Genomic DNA, 18,321 nt, shown 5'->3' with positions numbered 1-18,321 from the left:
AACATGGCGGAGATAAAGGGTATTAATACGGATTCTAGAACGGTAAATTCATTTAGAAATATTGGATCCGGTTTAATTTCTCAGATTGTACAGACTGTTTTGGGTTTTGTCTGTAGAACTATTTTTATTAAGTACCTGGCGGTAGAGTATCTTGGAGTTAATGGATTGTTTACCAGCATTCTTTCTGTACTGGCATTTGCCGAGTTGGGAGTTGGTTCTGCATTTATTTATTCACTTTATAAACCTTTAGCAGAAAAGAAAGAACATGTCGTTACTGCAGTACTTAATTTATATAAAAAAGTATATGTAACCATAGGAGTAACGGTTTTTGTATTAGGTAGTTTGGTAATTCCATTTCTGGATGAGTTAATTCCTGTAAAACCGGATGCAATTGTTGAAAATATTACAGTAATCTATCTGTTTTTTCTATTCAACGCGGCATCTTCATACTTTTTTTCTTATAAAGTATCTCTATTAAATGCAGACCAGAGAAACTATATCACTACTGTTAATTACTTGATTTTCTATGTGATCCAAAATGTTGTTCAGATTCTGGTTCTGATCATTTATAAAGACTTCTTATACTATCTTGCAGCTCAGTTGATTTTACAGTTTTTGAGTAATGTTTCTGTTTCATATTTAGTGAACAGATATTATCCTTTTTTAAAAAAATTCAAAAAAGAAAAAGTAGATACTGTTATTAAAAAAGAAATAATTTCTAATGCAAAAGCTACACTAGTTATAAAAATAGGGGGAATCATTGTTAATAATACGGATAATATAATTATTAACTATTTCTCGGGCTTGGTATTAGTAGGATTAGCTTCTAATTATAACTTACTTATTGCGATTATATCTGCTTTAATCTTGCAAGTTTTTAATAATATCACGTCAAGTATTGCCCAAATTAATGCTGTAGAAAGTAAAGATAAGCAGTATCAAACATTTAAGATGGTCAACTTGGCCAATCTTTGGATATACGGTTTTAGTGCTATCTGTTTTATAATTCTTTCTAACGATTTTATTGTTTTATGGATTGGAGAAGAATATATATTACCAGTAAACATCTCACTAATGTTGGCCATTAATTTCTTTATGGTTGGAGTCCAGGGTACTATATGGACTTTTAAAACTACCTATGGTTTTTTTAATCAAGGTAAATATTTGGTGATAGTTACAGCTTTACTGAATTTACTTTTCTCTTTTTGGTTGGGTAGTGAATACGGTTTATTTGGTATTTTAATGGCAACTGCTATTTCCAGAGTGGTTACTAATTTTTGGTATGATCCCTATATTGTTTTTAAGTTGGGACTAAAAATAAAAGGATCCGTCTATCTTAAAAGGTTTCTGGTATTTTTAGGACTTTTATTAATTTCTGGAGGTATAACATATTATATATCGATACATTTTAATTTTTCAATATTAGTTAACCTGATACTTAAACTAATACTCTGTTTAGTGATACCAAATACTATTATTATGTTAGCATACAGGAACACTACAGAATTGGATGCTGTTAAAGGGATATTTAGAAAATCATATTTGGCAATAGTATCAAAAATAAAAAGGTAAAATTCGAATGAAATTACTATATATTACAAATCAAATTTGCGGATCTGCTGGATTAGAAAGAGTTCTATCGATAAAAACTGATTATTTAATTGAGAAATATGGATATGATATTCATATACTTACTATGAATCAGAATAATACTCCTGTATTTTATGATTTTAATGATACTATTAGATTTCACGATATTACTGTAAAGGGAAATCCTATTCAATATTTTTTGCAATATCAAAAAGGTTTAAGATCTATAGTCCAAAAGGTGCAACCGGATATGATTTCAGTTTGTGATGATGGATTAAAGGGTTTTTTTGTCCCTAGTATTGTCGGCAAACCTTGTCCGATGATTTATGAAAGGCATGTGTCCAAAAATATAGAGGTAAAGGAAGATAAAGTTTCTTTTAAGACTCAATTAATTACCAATATTAAATACCGACTTATGCATTTAGGTGCTAAACGGTATGATCGTTTTGTCGTACTTACTACAGATAATCTTAGTGAATGGAAATTAAAGAATTTACAAGTGATTTCTAATCCTTTGTCGTTCAATCCTGATACCAAAGCAGTATTAGAGGCAAAAACAGTATTGGCAGTAGGAAGACAGAGTTATCAGAAAGGATATGATAGATTACTAAAAAGTTGGAAAACTATTCAAGACAAGTATCCTGATTGGAAATTAAAAATTTATGGAAAAAAAGATGAAAGCCTTAATTTAGAAGGTTTAGCGAATACATTAGGAATCGATAGTTCTGTAGAGTTTCATTCTCCTACAAAGGAAATACTAAATGAATATTTAAATTCATCAATATATGTTATGTCTTCTAGATTCGAAGGCTTTGGTATGGTACTGATAGAAGCAATGGCTTGTGGAGTGCCCGCAATATCATTTGATTGTCCTTGCGGTCCAAGTGACATCATTACTGATAATACGGATGGTTTTTTAGTAGAAAACAATGATATTTCGGCATTTTCTGAAGCTATTGAAAAATTAATTCTGAATCCAGAAAAGAGGAAAAAAATGGGAGCTAATGCAAAGGAAAATATTCGTCGATTCCTTCCGGAAGAAATAGTTCCCCAGTGGGATACATTGTTTAAAAGTCTAGCAAAAAATAAAATATGAACATTTTATTAATCATGCCATATGGTAGTGTAGGAGGGATGGAACGTCTGGCTTTTACTTTTTATAACCATTACAGATCAATGGGGCATAAAGTAAAAGCAGTTAAGTTAATAAAACTAGAATCTGATATTATAAATTTTGGACAAGATGAATATCATTTTAGTGATATTGATTTTGCAGATATGTCTAAATCAAACAGAGCTCTATTTTATTTAAAAGCACCGTTGCGATTAAGAAAAATAATTAAAAAAGAAAAAATAAGTCATTCTATTTCATTTGGTGATATGACTAATGTTTTTAGTTCATTGACATACACTAAAGAGTTTAAAATAGCTAGTATACATGCATTAAAAAGTGTAGAATTGAGTGCCAAGAATATGCTCAATCGGATTTTTGAATTAAGCTATCGTACTACCTATCGAAATTTTGATAAAGTAGTTTGTATTAGTAAAGCAATTAAACTTGATTTACAAGATAATTGTGGATACACTTTTAACAATCTTCAGGTTATTTATAATCCACATAATGTATCTCAAATAATAGAACTTTCTAAAGAAAAAATAACAGACAACAAGGAATTACAGATTTTTTCTGAAGATACAATATTGTTTCTAGGAAGAATGTCTATACAGAAGGCTCCGTGGCATTTAATTAATGCTTTTTCCAAATTATCAATTACTAAAAAAACGAACTTAGTCTTTATTGGAGACGGAGATGATAGGGTTTTAGATTATTTAAAAAAGCAAATAAACGATTTAAAAATATCAGACAGCGTATTCTTTTTAGGCCGCAGAAAAAATCCATATAAGTATATTTCATCATCAACTTTGCTATCACTTTCGTCATATTATGAAGGCACTCCTAATGTGATCGTAGAGTCGTTGTGTCTCAAAACCCCTGTGGTAAGTAGTAACTGTACTGATGGGATATTAGAGCTTATGAGTATTGATCAAAGAGATCTAATAGAACATAATAATATTATGACCGAAGGCGGAATCGTTACTCCTAATCTGTTTAAAGGAGATTTATCAGTTCCATCAGAAGAAACTTTAAATTATGCATCAGAAGAAGCGTCTTTAAGTCAAGGATTACAGCTTGGGCTAGAAAATGCGACGTCGTTGCGAAATGCAATAGAAAATAAATATGAATTACTTTTGTCAAAATTCGATTTACAAAATGTGACGAAACAATATCTAAAATAATTCTTTAGAATGATAGATTTCATACCTCTTAAAAATTATTTCTACTTCTTCATTAATAGTGGATTATGTATGTTGTTATTTATGTTATTGCATACCTCTTCTCTAAAAGGTGATGAAGGAAAGGTGATATTTTTTAATAGGGTTTTTGGTTATGGTAGTTTATTTGTTTTATTATTATATATTGGTTTAAGACCATTAAGTGAGTATTATTTTGTAGATATGGCAACATATGGACATATATTCACGTCATATGAACATGGGGCACCAATGTCAGAAGAAGGTGATATAGGTTTTGTGATTTTTACCTATGTTGCATCAAAATTGATATCATTACAGATGTATTTTTTAATCTGTGCCTGTATGTATATCATACCACTATTTGTTGCTTCTCGTAGATGGTTTCCTAAGCATTACTTCTTTGTTTTCTTTATGTTGGTATGCTCATTTTCGTTTTACACTTATGGTGTTAATGGTATGCGTAATGGTATTGCAACATCGTTTTTTATATTAGCCTTGTCTTACGATAAGAAAGTTGTACCGATGGTATTCTGGTTTATGCTTAGTGTTTTGTTCCATAAAAGTATGAGTCTTCCTTTATTGGTATTTATTTTGGCTAATTTTTATCACAATATTAAATTTTATTTCATTGCCTGGGTAAGCTCTATTTTTATATCTCTCACTGTAGGAGGATTTATAATAAGTATTTTTGCGAGTTTAGGATTTGGTGACGATCGATTGAGTGCTTATTTAAATAATGCTCCGACCGCAGGTAAATTTAGTTCTACAGGGTTTAGATGGGATTTTCTGATATATAGTGCAATCCCAATAATTATGGGCTACTTATATATTTATAAATTCAAGGTTACTGATAAGACGTATCATAAACTTCTAAAGACATATTTATTAACCAATGCATTCTGGGTGATGGTCATACGTGCGAATTTTTCAAATAGATTTGCCTATCTATCTTGGTTTTTGATGGCCTTAGTAATTTTTTACCCTCCTTTTAAACAAAATATTTGGGATCAACAATTTAAGAAAATTGGATATCTAATGTTGGGATATTTTGCTATTACCTATGTTTTAACTGTAATATTATTGTAATGAAATTATCTATAATTGTACCTGTATACAATGTCGAGTTATTCTTAGAAAAATGTATACAAAGTGTATTCGATCAAGATATACCGCACGAAACGTATGAAATAGTAGCGGTAAATGATGGTTCTACAGATAATAGTCCTGCTATTTTAGAAAAATTACAAAAGACAATTAGTAACCTAAAGATTATTCATCAAGATAATAAAGGACTCAGTGGGGCTAGAAATTCTGGATTTGATTTTGCTACAGGAGACTATTTATTGTGTGTAGACTCAGATGATTATATACTTCCTAATTCTTTACATAAATTAATATCTCTGGCAGAAGAACATCAACTCGATCTATTAGAATTTGGAGCGCAAGGTGTTGATGAAGATAAAAATGTAATTTACTCTTTAGCAAAGTCTAGTAATGGTAAAGTTTTTACAGGTGAGCAGTATCTAACAGAAATAAGATATATGGGTTCTGCTTGTAATAAATTATATAATCGCAATTTTCTTAATACACATAAATTACGTTTTATGGAAGGTGTTTATATCGAAGACATAGAATTTAACACACGTGTGGTTTTTAAGGCAAATAAAGTATTAGCAACAGATTACATTGCTGCTCATTTTTTGCAACGCTTAGGATCTATTACAAGAACTAAAAATTTTGCAAAAAAAGAAAAAATGATATTTGATATTCATACAGTCTTAAAATCGATTAATGATTTTACCGAAAATGAAGTCACAGAAAATTCTTCTGCATATATTCCATTAAAAAGGAGGGTAAGTTCACTTATCGCTACTTTACTCATTCGTGTTCTTAAAGATTCTAAAACTACATCAACGAAAAAAGAAATTATTAAGAAACTAAAAGAAGACAATCTCTATCCAACAAAGTATGAAGCGGAAACAAAGGATAAAAAATATTTTTTAAATTTTTCGAATATCTATCCCTTATTTTCAATAGGAAACTTTTTTTGCAGTACTTATAATCGAATACGATATGGAAAATAAAATAGCGATTTTAATATTAGCACATCATCAACCGAAGCAACTTGGCCTATTGGTTAATCATTTGCAAACTGATTTTGATGTATTTGTTCAGATTGATAAAAGATCAGAAATGAAAATTGCTGATTTACCAAAACATGAGAACGTATTTTATTTTAAAGAAGTTGAAGTATACTGGGGTCACGTAAGCCAAGTAGAAAACATGAAATTTATTTTAGAAAAGGCTTATGAAAATAGATATAGCTACTATATGTATATAAGTGGTGATGACCTCCCTATAAAAACAAATAATCAAATTAAAGAGTTTATTCTTACCAATAAAGATAATTCTTATATGTACGTAAATCCTTTACCTATAAAGACATGGGGTTTTAATCAAGGGTTTGATAGACTGGATCGATTCTGGTTTATGAAAATTAGCTCTAGAAAAATAGTAAAAATTGTAGCCAGAATTACCTTGATTCTGCAACGAATGTTTTTTATAAAGGTGAAAAGATTTCCTATAAATTATTACGCAGGATCTAATTGGATAAATTTAAATCTCAATGCAGTAGAGGAGGTGTTTGCATTTTTGAATGATTATCCAGAGTTTTTGAAAAAATTAAAATATTCAAGGGCTACCGATGAGATGTGGGTGCAAAGTATTTTGATGAACTCAAAAGAGAAACAAAATATTGTTCATTATGATTTAAGATATATTGATTGGACCACGGGCCCTACATTTCCAAGAGTCTTGAATGAGGAAGATAAAGCTAAAATTGAAAAAAGTGATGCCTTGTTTGCAAGAAAATTTAATTATAGTAGCCATCCTAAATTTATTGAAGGATGGCTTAATGATCTTAAAAATTAATTGATATAACAATTATAAATAAAAAACCCTTGGCTACTTTAGTAACTAAGGGCTCTTAATTAAGCTATTAAATATTTTTTTTAATTATTTTCAATAGTATTATTAGCGTTTGTTGGTTCATTCATAACTACAACAGGTTCATAATTAGCTGATAGCGTAAAATTATTCTCTATAATTTGACAATTCATAGAGTTATCAAGGATCACACCATCTACAAATTCTGCAACCACAGTGTTATTTAAAAATCGAGTACCGTCTGTTTGTACAAATTCTGTTCCTGTGTTTATTTGATTGTTTATCAAATGCACACCAATAGCATCAAAAACTCTGGAAGATTTGTTACCAGATAATACACAATTAGAAATTTCAACAGTAAAACTTTCTACTTCACTACTGAAATCAAGGTTTCGGTTATAATTATTTACGAAAAGATATCTAGCAGCAACAGAAACATTTTCGTTAAATATTTTTACATTGTTACCATAAGATCCTAAAATAATACCTGCACTATTAGGCAATGAACTTTCATAAATATTGTCATGAATACTTAAGTCTTCCGCTCTGTCAACAATTAGACTTACTTCATTTTCATAGCCAAAGTTTCTTGTGATTTCCGCCTCAGATCCTCTAATGTAGTAACCTGTAGTAAAACCACGAACAGTATTTCCGGATACGTTATTATTTAGCGCATATTGTTGGATATTTCCACCTATAAAATCAGTATATCTTCTAAAATCACTAGTAGTAATACCTACTCGTCCTGATACGTTAGATCTAGCTTCTACGGTATTGTTAGTTATATTACTACCTGTAGTTTCATTTAGGGATATAGAGTGGTCAGCAGTATTATTGTCAATAGAAACTTTATCACCAGAATATACTACGATACTACCTGCGTAATTATCTTCAAATCGATTATTGCTAATACTTACATTCTCTACCCATTCATATTGCACTCTCGAGGCAAAATCAAAACTGGCATACTCTACATAAGGTTCTACATCAAGTCCATAACGTGGATTTACACCTGCAGAATTAAACACTCCATTCGGATTCGTAGGACCATCACCAGCATTGATAATCAAATTGTCTACAACCGTAATATTTTCTCCATCAGTAATACTAATATTATTTCTACGATTACCATCCAACGTACAATTTCTTAAAACAATTCCTTCATTCCATACTGCGCCCGGATTGGTTCTAAAACCTGCGCTACCTACAATAAAGCCATCTCCTGTTGAATGTTCGATATTGATATTTTCAAACACAATATTACTAGAACCTGCGGTCACAATTAATGCAGGCCATTCATGAGTTTTTCTGGAGATATTATCACCGTCTATAAAATCAGAATAGTCGTGTTCATAACGATCACCAATAAGTGTTCCACCCGTAATAGTAACATTCTCTACTTTATAAGTACTTAATAAAACATACCAAGGGAAATGAGTTGGTTGCACTCTTAAGTAAGTATTTTCCGACATTTCTAGTCTAAAATTAGAAGGGATATGAATACCATTTTCTGATAAACCTTGCTGACCTCCGTGACCTAATCCAACTTTAAAAAAGGCATCAAGCTCATCTGTATTAAAAATTTGAGCTCCTAATCTTTTAGAAAGGTCTATAGCTGACTGTAAATTTAGCTTATTTTGTTCGGCGATTTCATCACTCACTGTTCCAGATTTGATTTCCCAGCGATTTGACCTAAAATCGAATGAATTATCACTCAAAATTACTTCTCCTTGAATGTCTAAATTTATATTTAATAGATCCCCGTCAATTGTACCTCCAGACGCAAATTGTAATGTACCATTTATGATTTGACCATTGTCAAAGATCAGTGTAGTATTTGCAGGAAGATTTATTGTTGCACCTTCCAAATCCATAGTACACGAAATAGTGACACTAGAATTAGATGCTATTCCTTCTAAACTAAAGTCACAAGGTGTAAGATTAATAGTATCATCTGGATCGGGATTATCATCTTCTTCCTGATCTTCTTCTCCATCAGGAATGTCTTCGTTTTCGTCAACCTCTTCGATAAGTTCATTTTCAAAGGATTCATTACTACAAGAAGAAGAGAAAATGAATCCAAAAATAAGTAGGATTAAAATTAATTTTTTCATTTTTTTGGCTAATAATTTAGGTTTATTTGAAGAGCATAACGTAAATAATTGTAAACTATTGTTCGTTCGTCGAACTTTTTTTACTTTTTATCCTGTTTTTTTAAATTTTAAAGCTAATATCTTAATTTTTAACATTTTTTAATGAAAAAAAAGAAAATAATCAGGGTAGTAACTTCTGATGTCTCTTATGGATTATTGACTGGTCAATTGAAATTTCTTAATCAATATTATGATGTGGTTGGAGTTTCTTCGCCAGGAGAAAAAGCAATAAAAGCAGGCCAAAGTGAAGGTATTAGGGTGGTTGATATAGAAATGCAAAGACAAATATCTATTATCAAAGATTGTGTCGCGCTTTATAAATTATATAAATTTTTCAGAAAAGAAAACCCATATATAGTCCATTCTATAACACCAAAAGCAGGTTTACTTAGTATGATCGCTTCTTATTTGGCAAAAGTTCCAAATAGAGTTCACACTTTTACTGGATTAATTTTTCCAACTAAAGAAGGTTTATTTCAGAAATTGTTAATTAAAACAGATCAACTGTTATGTAAATGTGCTACACATATTTATCCAGAAGGACAAGGAGTTAAAAATGACTTAAAAAAGTATAAGATTACCAAAAAGCCTCTAAAAATAATCGCTAATGGAAATGTAAATGGAATTGATATCGATTATTTTAATAGCGCCTTGTATTCAGAAAAAGAAAAAGAAGAATTGAAAAGAGAGCTATCAATTTCTTCTCTAGATTTGGTTTATGTTTTTGTGGGGAGACTTGTAAGAGACAAGGGCATTAATGAATTGATAAGTGCATTTAAGCGTATTAATGATGAGTATGAAAACGTAAAACTAATATTAGTGGGGTCTTATGAAAAAGAATTAGATCCTGTTTTACCGGAAACAGAGGAGGAGATAAATAATAATCCGAACATTATTCCTGTAGGTTGGCAAACTGATGTTAGACCATATTTTGCAATATCAAATGTATTAACTTTTCCGAGTTATAGAGAAGGATTTCCTAACGTGGTTTTGCAAGCAGGAGCCATGGGACTTCCCAGTATTGTAACTGATATTAACGGATGTAATGAAATTATTTCTGAAGGTAAGAACGGAATGATCATCCCTGTAAAAAACACTGATTTTCTGTATGGTGCCATGGAGAAATTTATAAAGCAACCAGAGCTTAAAGAGACGTTAGCTATGAATGCTCGTAAAATCGTATGCGATAATTATGAGAGACAATTTGTGTGGGATTCCATATTAGAAGAATATAAACAATTATAAGAAAGATCTTTTGGATATTAATAAGAATCAATTAAATTCTTAATTTCACTTTTTATGAGTAAGTTACCATGAGAGAGCATTATGATCTCTTACTCTTTATAAACCTTAACAGTATATAAAAACTATTTAGTAAGCGCGAATGAAAGTTTTTGAGAAATTGAGAAATATATTGTTTTGGAGTATTGATTTTGCAAAAGGAGGTAAAGTTTTAAGTCATTTTAAGGATATAAAACATATAGCAGAACACCCAAATGATGATTTAACTCACAAAAAAACGCATCAGTATCTGAATAGTATATTAACTCACGCTATTGAAAACACAGAATTTTATAAAAATATTAGAATAGCTAAGCTTAAAAACTTTCCAGTTATTACTAAGGAAACTATAAGAAATTCGTATTCTGATTTTGAATCTTATACATTTAAAAATAAAAAAAGAGTAAAAGTAACGACAAGCGGATCTACTGGAGCTTCTTTTTCTGTATATCAAGACCTTAATAAAAAAGCTAGAAACATAGCCGATATTATTTATTATTCAGAAATTTCTGGTTTTCATGTTGGATATAAATTGTACTATTTGCGTTTTTGGGATATGTTTAAAAAGAAAAGTAAGATATTATCTTTTTTACAGAATATTGTCCCTATTAATGTTTTTGATTTGTCTCCCGAATCTATTCAGAATCTGGTAAATACTTTGAAAAATGATAGATCCTCAAAAGGAATGATAGGATATGCCTCATCATTTAATAAGATATGTAATTACTTAGAAACAGTACACTCTGAACCTATTAAATGTAACCTAAAATCGGTTATTGGTATTTCTGAAAGATTAGATGGTGTTACCAAAATGGGCATGAAAAAATATTTTGGGGTGGATATGGTTTCTAGATATTCTAATTCGGAGAATGGTATGATCGCACAGCAACCGATAGGAGAGGAATACTTTGATATTAATTGGGGTAGTTATTATGTTGAAATTTTGGAGATATCGAGTAATGAGGCGGTAACACCTGGAACTTTGGGAAGAATTGTGGTTACAGATTTATTCAATTATCTCACTCCTATAATTAGATATGACACTGGTGATTTGGGTTGTGTAGATTATATCTCCCAAAATAATATTTCTAGATTGGTATTAACCAAAATAGAGGGGAGGAAGATGGATATGATTCGTAATACTGAAGGTGATATCTTATCCACCAGCATATTACTATTGATTAATAAATATGATGAAATTGTCCAACGCCAGATCGTACAAAAAACAAAGAATGAATATCTTTTTAGATTGAAGACTAAAAATAATATTTTTGACCAGGAAGATGTTTTCAAAAAGGAGTTTAAAGAATATTTGGGGCAGGACGCTATAATTTCAATAGATCTGGTTACAGATATTGCGCTGTTGCCTTCTGGAAAAGAAAGAGCTATTATTAATGAGGTAATTTAACAGGTTTTATGTATACATTGTTTTTCAAGAGATTTTTGGATTTTGTAGGTTCTTTGGTTCTCTTATTATTTGTTTCTCCAATTTTTATATTCTTAACAGTTTTTTTGGCGTTTGCTAATGCTGGCAAACCATTTTTTGTTCAAAAAAGACCAGGGAAAAACGAAAGAATATTCTCAATTATTAAGTTTAAAACAATGAATGATAAGAAAGACGATAAAGGGAATCTTTTATCTGATACAGAACGGTTAACTCCCGTGGGAAGTTTTGTGCGTAAGACTTCTTTGGATGAAATACCACAACTTATCAACGTTGTTTTAGGAGATATGAGTTTTATCGGACCTCGTCCACTATTAACAAAATATTTACCATATTATCGAGAAGAAGAAAAACTAAGACATACTATTAGACCAGGGATTACAGGATTGGCACAAGTGTCTGGTAGAAATCTATTACAATGGGATGATAGATTAGCTAAAGACGTAGAATATGTGAAAAATATATCCTTTTTAATGGATGCTAAAATAGTGATCAAGACAATTCAAAATGTACTTACATCAAAAGACGTTGTGGTAGATCCACAATCGATAATGCCTAATCTGATGGAAGAACGTCAGAAAGGTTAATCATTTAGAGTTCAGTTTTCTGAAATTTTATACGGGTGTTTGGATCATATTTTTTTGCAAACAAAGAAAATACCATCACCGTGCAGACTAAACTTTTTTTTCTGTTTTACAATTCGTTGGCTTTTAAATCCATGTTTTTCTAGTAAAGACAAAATGTTAGTTTCTTTTCCCCAAAAAATTGAATGTTGATCAGCATGAAAGAATTTGGTATTTATTTTTCCATTCATTGTTAATTCAGGAATGTAATATGAACTCCATTTTTCTCCTCTTATTAATCGTAAAACGTTTAGCATAAAACTAAGTATTGGATTGTACCATCTGGATTGCCAATCCATAAAACTGAATACATAAAGACTATCTTTCGTTCCAACTCTAAAAGCTTCAGAAAGAGCTTCTGATAAGAATTTCTTGCTAACCATGCTTAATATCTGTTGTGGGTATAAAACATAACCAAAATGATTGTCTTGGAGTTCATTCAGCGCTGAAGCATCGGCAATTATAAAATTAACTTTTGATTTGGTTTTTAATGCTTTTTCTTTTGCTCTATCAATTAAATCAGGAATTATATCAAACGCTGTAATGGAATCAAATCCCTTAGACTCAATATAGAACGAAATCACACCGGCACCTGTACCAGCTTCAAGAACTTTTAAGTTTTTATTGACAAGGTAGGTGTTAATTAATTCATTTTCGATGTGGTTAATTTGTTTCCTATCCTTATAACCTTCAATTATTTCGTTTTTATAATTTTGTTTAAATTCATTTTTCATCTTACACGGTTACGGCTTACTATAAAACATCAATGTTGATCATAAAATTGGAAATTACTTTTTTAAGAGTTGTTTTTTAGTAAAACGTAATTACCAACGACCAAGGCATCCAATCCATTAGAAAAAAAACATCTAATAGCATCAATCGGAGATTCTACAACCGGTTCTCCTTGAATATTAAAACTTGTATTTAGAACTACCGGAACACCGGTTTTATCTCCTAGTTTTTTAATTAAATCGTAATACAATGCATTAGATTTTTTGGTAACAGTCTGCAGTCTTGCGCTACCATCTACATGAGTAACTGCTGGTATTACAGCTTGCTTTTCTTTAAGTACGTTACAAACTTTAAGCATAAAAGGAGCTTCTACAGTTAGATCAAAAAAATCTTCTTTTGCCTCTAAAATTGTAGACGGGGCAAAAGGTCTGTAAGCTTCTCTAAATTTAACTTCGGCATTAATTTTATCTTTCATGTCCGGAAAAGCAGGATTAGCAAGGATACTTCTATTTCCTAAAGCTCTTGGTCCAATTTCCATTCTACCTTGAAACCAACCAATTATTTTCCCTTGCTGGAGTAGAGAGGACGCCTTATCAGTAATGTCTTCATAATAAGTGTACGTTAATTTAGAGCTTTTTAGTGCTTTTTCAATTTCGTTATTGCTATAACCGGTTCCTAAATAAGGGTCTAGGTGAATAAAATTTCTTGGTTTTTTCAGAATTCCATTATATAAATAATACGCAGCTCCTATTGCTGTTCCATTATCACCTGCCGCGGGCATAACATATATATCTTTAAAATTACTTTCTCTAACGATTCTACCATTCATTACACTATTCAGAGAAACTCCTCCTGATATTACTAAATAATCTGCTTTGGTTTTTTGATACAAAAAATCACAAATTTCTAAAACCTTATCTTCTAAGACCCTTTGAAAAGCAGCAGCAACATCCATATGATGTTTTTTAAAATCTTCTCCATTTTTTCTAGGTTGACCAAACGTTTCAAAAAACTTGGGAGCGCAACGCTTCCAGCTCATATTTTGATAATTAAAATAACTTAAATCAATATGTATCGATCCTTTATCGTCGATAGTAATAATCGTATCGACAATATCTTTAAAAACATTCGGATCACCCATAGGAGCAAGTCCCATAGTTTTTCCTTCATCATACATCGTTCTGAATCCACAGAATTGGGTAACAGATTCATAAAAAGATCCTAAAGAATGTGGAAAAAAACTCTCAGATATTTTAGTTATCGTATTATTACTACCGTATCCAATCCAACTAGTAGCCCATTCGCCGGATCCATCTATACTTAATAAAGCAGCTTCTTTATAAGGAGAAACAAAAAAAGAACCGGGTGCATGACAGAAGTGATGTGGAATAAAATGTGTTTTAGGTCCTTTATTTTTATCAGACCAATGTTGTTTGTACCATTTCCAAAAGCCTTTTTGCTTGTTTTTTGCGTGGGTATACTCGTGATTTATAAATGTTTTTAATTTACTTATATATCGTATTCCGTGAATTATTTTTTTATTTAAATTATGAGTAGGTTTTATGGAGACTGCAATATGATCGATATCGCCATATCCTATATTGGCAATTTTTAAGCAACGATCTATGGCTTTTTGAGGAAATACGCGCGTATGTTTATCTCTATTAAGCCTTTCTTCTTCGATTGCAGCGATAAGTTCACCATTAATAATTATACATGCGGTTGAATCATGAAAATAGTAATTGAGTCCAAGTATGACCATAAATTTCTTTTAGAATATAATAAACATGTAGTTGGTTACATATTTGGAATTAGATGTATAAAAGTAACAATTTTATCATTGCCAATGATTTATGTAAAAATGGTTCCAATAGTAGTTGTCTTAAAAAAAACCAAAAACCTCTTAAAAAAAACTTATAAATATGATATAACGATTAAAATAACTGATATTTTTGCGGTTAGTTGAAAAGACTAAATTAAATCGTATTTAATAATATACATATTGAAGAAAAACTACATTTCATTTTATGCAGACAATAAATAAAATTAACTGGGCTATTCTTGTTACAGGTTGGGGAAGAAATGCTGTAGATACATTAAAGGCTTATGCTAATGAAAAACTGGGATCGGGTCACCGTATATCTCTTGTATTATATGAATCTGAGCCTTGTGGAGCAGCAGAGCTGGCAGTAAATATTGGTGTAGAGACTTTACAATTAAAAAGAAAGGATTTCAAGGACTCAGAAATTTATCAAAAAAAAATCGTAGAAGAACTTCAGAATAGAAATATAGATTATATATTTATGCTCAATTATAAATATATAATTAGGAAGAATATGTTATCTGCATTCCCTAGCAGAATTATTAATATTCATCCATCCCTTTTCCCCAGTTTTTTAGGTACTAAGACGGCAATTCAAGATGCGTTAGCGTATGGTGTTAAGATAACAGGAATAACAACCCATATTATTGATGATAAAGTGGATGAAGGAGAAATTCTTTGTCAGGTTGCAATCAAAGTTAAAGATGAGGATACATTCGATACTTTATACCCTAAGTTTTCTAAAAAGGGAGCTAAATTGATTATTAAGACGATGAAAAAAGTTGAAAGTTTACATATAAATACAGTAGGCAACAATGAATAGTGATTTTAAAACCTTATTGATTACCAAAAAAGAAATCAGAGAGGCTTTAGATAAAAACACTTTCTGGAAGAATGCTAAAAATGTTCCTTTTACCAAAAGTAAAGCAAATTGGTTGTTGCAGAACAGTCGCATAGAAGAAAATGATATCTGTGGTTTGATAGGGTATGAGGATGAAGTAATGATAGCTTTCATTTATTTTATTCCAGATTATATTAAAACAAGCGCCGGTGAAAAAAAAATATATTGGTGTAGACGATGGTGGGTAGCAGATGCTTATAAGAACTCTATTCTTGCAACCTATATGATGAACGAAGCTGTTAATGCTGTTGACAAGCAGGTTTTAATTAAATATATAGGAAAAGAAGTTGAAGAGTTTTATGATAAACAACCTTTTACGAAATTTTCTGAAAGAGAGCGGTTTTTCATTCTATTTAACGCTGATGCTAATTTATTGATCAGTAAAATAACAGTTTTAAAATATGCAAAACCTATCGCTAAATATTTAGAAAGAATTTCTGGGTGGTGGATTCAAAAAATCAATCGTAAAAAAATAAACAAGACTGTTTCAGAATTATCTTATGAATATCTAAGCTCATTAGATCAAGAAACTTGGGAGTTTCTTGAAAATAAATGCAAAAATGATTTGATTCCCAAAACAAAAGAATACGTAAACTGGCAACTTTCTAACAATCAGTATGCAATTACACCTGTAATAAACAGATTCCCATATCATTGTTTGATAGCAAGTGCTTCAGAGCAGTTACATCATATAAATCTAAGTGTTAAGAAAGAGAAAGAGATTATCGGATTTTTAAGTTTTCTGGTAAGGGGGAATGAATTTAATGTTAAATATTTTGTTGCTAAAGAAGGATATATGGATGAATGTGTTAGTGCTTTAATGGATAATTTTATAAAAACAAATACGAATATTATTCATACTGAGAATACAGTTTTGGGTAAAAAGATTTCAGAAAAGTTTAGCAACTTTTATAGCGATAAAAGAATGTTGTATGCGTTTGCGCATAATGATATCGAAAACAATTTTGAAAATGTAAGTTTGTATGACCGAGATGGGCATTTTGCATAATTAAAAATGAAAATGGGAGTTATTGATCAAATAGTAGAAAGTTTTTCTAAATACAAAAATCGGCCGGCTTTATGTATTAGAAAAGAAACATATACGTATGAAGATTTATCACAGAGCATATCTGATATAAGACTGCTTATAAGAGAGCATATTCCATTATCTCATAAGCATATAGGAATAATGACGAATGACGATGTAGAAACGTATGCTACTATTTTTGCATTATGGTTAGAAGGAAAAGCTTACATTCCGATAACACCAACAACTCCGTTAGAAAGAAATAGTTTTATTCTTAATGAAGTAGGTAGCAATTTTGTTCTATCCTCAGAAAAAGTAGACGGATATGATAAAGATTACAGCGTTTTAATAACATCAGATATTCAATCCGCCGAAATTAATTTGGAACCAAGCGAGTTTTCTGAAAGTAATTTAGCATATATATTATTTACTTCAGGTTCTACAGGAACACCAAAAGGAGTACCGATTACTTTTAAAAATCTAGATAGTTTATTTAGAGCTTTAGATGCAGATCCAAGACATAAGATATTTTCTGAAGATAAATGTCTGCAGATGTTTGAATTAAATTTTGATTTTTCTTTGGTTACATTTTTATACCCATTACTCAATGGCGCAAGTATTTATACAATACCAAAAGATCAAATCAAGTACTTCTATATATATAAGTTGATTTTAGAAGAAAAGTTAACGTATTTAGTTATGGTACCTTCTGTAATACATTATCTAAGGCCATATTTTTCTGAAATTAATGAATTAGAAGTTAGATATTGTTGTTTTGGTGCAGCACCGTTAGATGCAGATATTGTTTTGGAATGGAAAAAATGTATCCCTAATGCAATATTGTATAATTCCTATGGCCCTACAGAATATACTGTTACCACAACGTACTATTCTTTAGAAAATAATGATACACCAAAAACAAGAAATGGAGTAGTAGCGTTAGGGAAACCTCTAGATAAAGTCGAAGCTATGGTAATAGATGAGTTTCAGAATATTCTGAAACCTGGTGAAGAAGGTGAACTATGTCTTGCTGGATCGCAACTAACCTCTGGATATTGGGGTAATTCGCAAAAAAATAAAGAATCATTCTTCACTACAGTTTATAATGGAAAAGAACAACGGTTTTATAAGACCGGAGATCTATGTACAATGGATGAAGAACAGGATATTACATTTATCGGAAGGAAAGATTTTCAGGTGAAAATAAGAGGATATCGTGTAGAGCTTTCAGAAATAGAGTTTTATGCAAAAGAAAAATTATCAAAAACTAATGTAATAGGGATTGATATTACTAATGATTTAGGAAATACGGAGATAGCCTTAATTATAGAGTCTGATAAGTTTGATGTATCAGATCTTGAAAAGCATTTGAAAAATAAATTACCAGATTATATGATTCCTACTCAATATAAATTTATTAAAGAGTTTCCTCTAAATGCAAATGGAAAAATAAACAGGAAAGTAATTAAAAACATACTTTGAACTA

15 protein-coding genes are annotated in these 18,321 nt (G+C 30.6%); 12 read left to right on the top strand and 3 right to left on the bottom strand.

The genetic code is table 11. The annotated features are described in order from the left end of the window. The first annotated feature begins 3 nt into the window (after positions 1-3). The 6 genes from Q0829_RS04290 to Q0829_RS04265 are packed head-to-tail and all read left to right on the top strand — an operon-like array spanning position 4 to position 6,837. Positions 4-1,572 carry a hypothetical protein gene (locus tag Q0829_RS04290; RefSeq protein ID WP_298540327.1) on the top strand — a complete coding sequence of 523 codons (1,569 nt, stop codon included), beginning with the start codon at positions 4-6 and terminating at the stop codon, positions 1,570-1,572. 7 nt (positions 1,573-1,579) lie between these two features. After that, positions 1,580-2,686: a glycosyltransferase family 4 protein gene (locus tag Q0829_RS04285; protein ID WP_298540325.1), complete on the top strand. Its 1,107-nt coding sequence runs from the start codon at positions 1,580-1,582 to the stop codon at positions 2,684-2,686. Then, positions 2,683-3,888 carry a glycosyltransferase gene (locus Q0829_RS04280; protein ID WP_298540323.1) on the top strand — a complete coding sequence of 402 codons (1,206 nt, stop codon included), beginning with the start codon at positions 2,683-2,685 and terminating at the stop codon, positions 3,886-3,888. The genes Q0829_RS04285 and Q0829_RS04280 overlap by 4 nt, the downstream gene beginning before the upstream one ends. A gap of 9 nt (positions 3,889-3,897) precedes the next feature. Continuing rightward, positions 3,898-4,992, top strand: coding sequence for an EpsG family protein (locus tag Q0829_RS04275; protein ID WP_298540320.1), 1,095 nt, complete (start codon positions 3,898-3,900; stop codon positions 4,990-4,992). Continuing rightward, entirely contained in the window at positions 4,992-5,990 is a 999-nt protein-coding gene (locus Q0829_RS04270; protein ID WP_298540317.1) for a glycosyltransferase, read from the top strand. The genes Q0829_RS04275 and Q0829_RS04270 overlap by 1 nt, the downstream gene beginning before the upstream one ends. Further along, a complete protein-coding gene (locus Q0829_RS04265) occupies positions 5,980-6,837 on the top strand; it encodes a beta-1,6-N-acetylglucosaminyltransferase (RefSeq protein WP_298540316.1) in 858 nt (285 codons plus the stop codon). The genes Q0829_RS04270 and Q0829_RS04265 overlap by 11 nt, the downstream gene beginning before the upstream one ends. An 80-nt stretch (positions 6,838-6,917) precedes the next feature. Here Q0829_RS04265 and Q0829_RS04260 read toward each other — a convergent pair whose 3' ends face one another. Further along, a complete protein-coding gene (locus Q0829_RS04260) occupies positions 6,918-8,966 on the bottom strand; it encodes a hypothetical protein (protein WP_298540314.1) in 2,049 nt (682 codons plus the stop codon). A 141-nt stretch (positions 8,967-9,107) separates the two neighbouring features. Between Q0829_RS04260 and Q0829_RS04255 the strand changes: the two genes are divergently transcribed. The 3 genes from Q0829_RS04255 to Q0829_RS04245 all read left to right on the top strand — a co-directional run bounded on the left by Q0829_RS04255 (position 9,108) and on the right by Q0829_RS04245 (position 12,317). Further along, positions 9,108-10,250 (top strand): glycosyltransferase family 4 protein, encoded by a 1,143-nt coding sequence (locus Q0829_RS04255; protein WP_298540311.1) that lies wholly within the window; start codon positions 9,108-9,110, stop codon positions 10,248-10,250. A 139-nt stretch (positions 10,251-10,389) separates the two neighbouring features. Continuing rightward, positions 10,390-11,694, top strand: a complete 1,305-nt coding sequence (locus Q0829_RS04250) for a CoF synthetase (protein WP_298540308.1) — start codon at positions 10,390-10,392, stop codon at positions 11,692-11,694. A gap of 8 nt (positions 11,695-11,702) precedes the next feature. Continuing rightward, positions 11,703-12,317: a sugar transferase gene (locus Q0829_RS04245; RefSeq protein WP_298540305.1), complete on the top strand. Its 615-nt coding sequence runs from the start codon at positions 11,703-11,705 to the stop codon at positions 12,315-12,317. A gap of 44 nt (positions 12,318-12,361) precedes the next feature. Here the strand turns inward: Q0829_RS04245 and Q0829_RS04240 are convergent, their stop codons facing one another. After that, positions 12,362-13,087: a class I SAM-dependent methyltransferase gene (locus Q0829_RS04240; protein WP_298540303.1), complete on the bottom strand. Its 726-nt coding sequence runs from the start codon at positions 13,085-13,087 to the stop codon at positions 12,362-12,364. Positions 13,088-13,149: 62 nt separating this feature from the next. Next, entirely contained in the window at positions 13,150-14,847 is a 1,698-nt protein-coding gene (locus Q0829_RS04235) for a carbamoyltransferase C-terminal domain-containing protein (RefSeq protein ID WP_298540301.1), read from the bottom strand. A gap of 265 nt (positions 14,848-15,112) precedes the next feature. On the opposite strand from Q0829_RS04235, the gene Q0829_RS04230 reads away from it, so the two are divergent. From Q0829_RS04230 to Q0829_RS04220, 3 genes are read left to right on the top strand one after another with little or no spacing between them, the layout of a single operon-like run. Continuing rightward, positions 15,113-15,730 (top strand): formyltransferase family protein, encoded by a 618-nt coding sequence (locus Q0829_RS04230; RefSeq protein WP_298540299.1) that lies wholly within the window; start codon positions 15,113-15,115, stop codon positions 15,728-15,730. Further along, complete coding sequence (locus Q0829_RS04225) at positions 15,723-16,817, top strand: hypothetical protein (RefSeq protein ID WP_298540297.1); 1,095 nt, start codon at positions 15,723-15,725, stop codon at positions 16,815-16,817. The genes Q0829_RS04230 and Q0829_RS04225 overlap by 8 nt, the downstream gene beginning before the upstream one ends. 6 nt (positions 16,818-16,823) lie before the next feature. Beyond that, entirely contained in the window at positions 16,824-18,317 is a 1,494-nt protein-coding gene (locus Q0829_RS04220; protein ID WP_298540295.1) for an AMP-binding protein, read from the top strand. Positions 18,318-18,321 lie beyond the last annotated feature (4 nt).

This window comes from uncultured Aquimarina sp. (assembly GCF_947492405.1).
Taxonomy (GTDB): Bacteria; Bacteroidota; Bacteroidia; order Flavobacteriales; family Flavobacteriaceae; genus Aquimarina.
The sequence above is the reverse complement of the archived record's forward strand: the minus strand, read 5'-3'. Positions and strand labels throughout refer to the sequence as shown.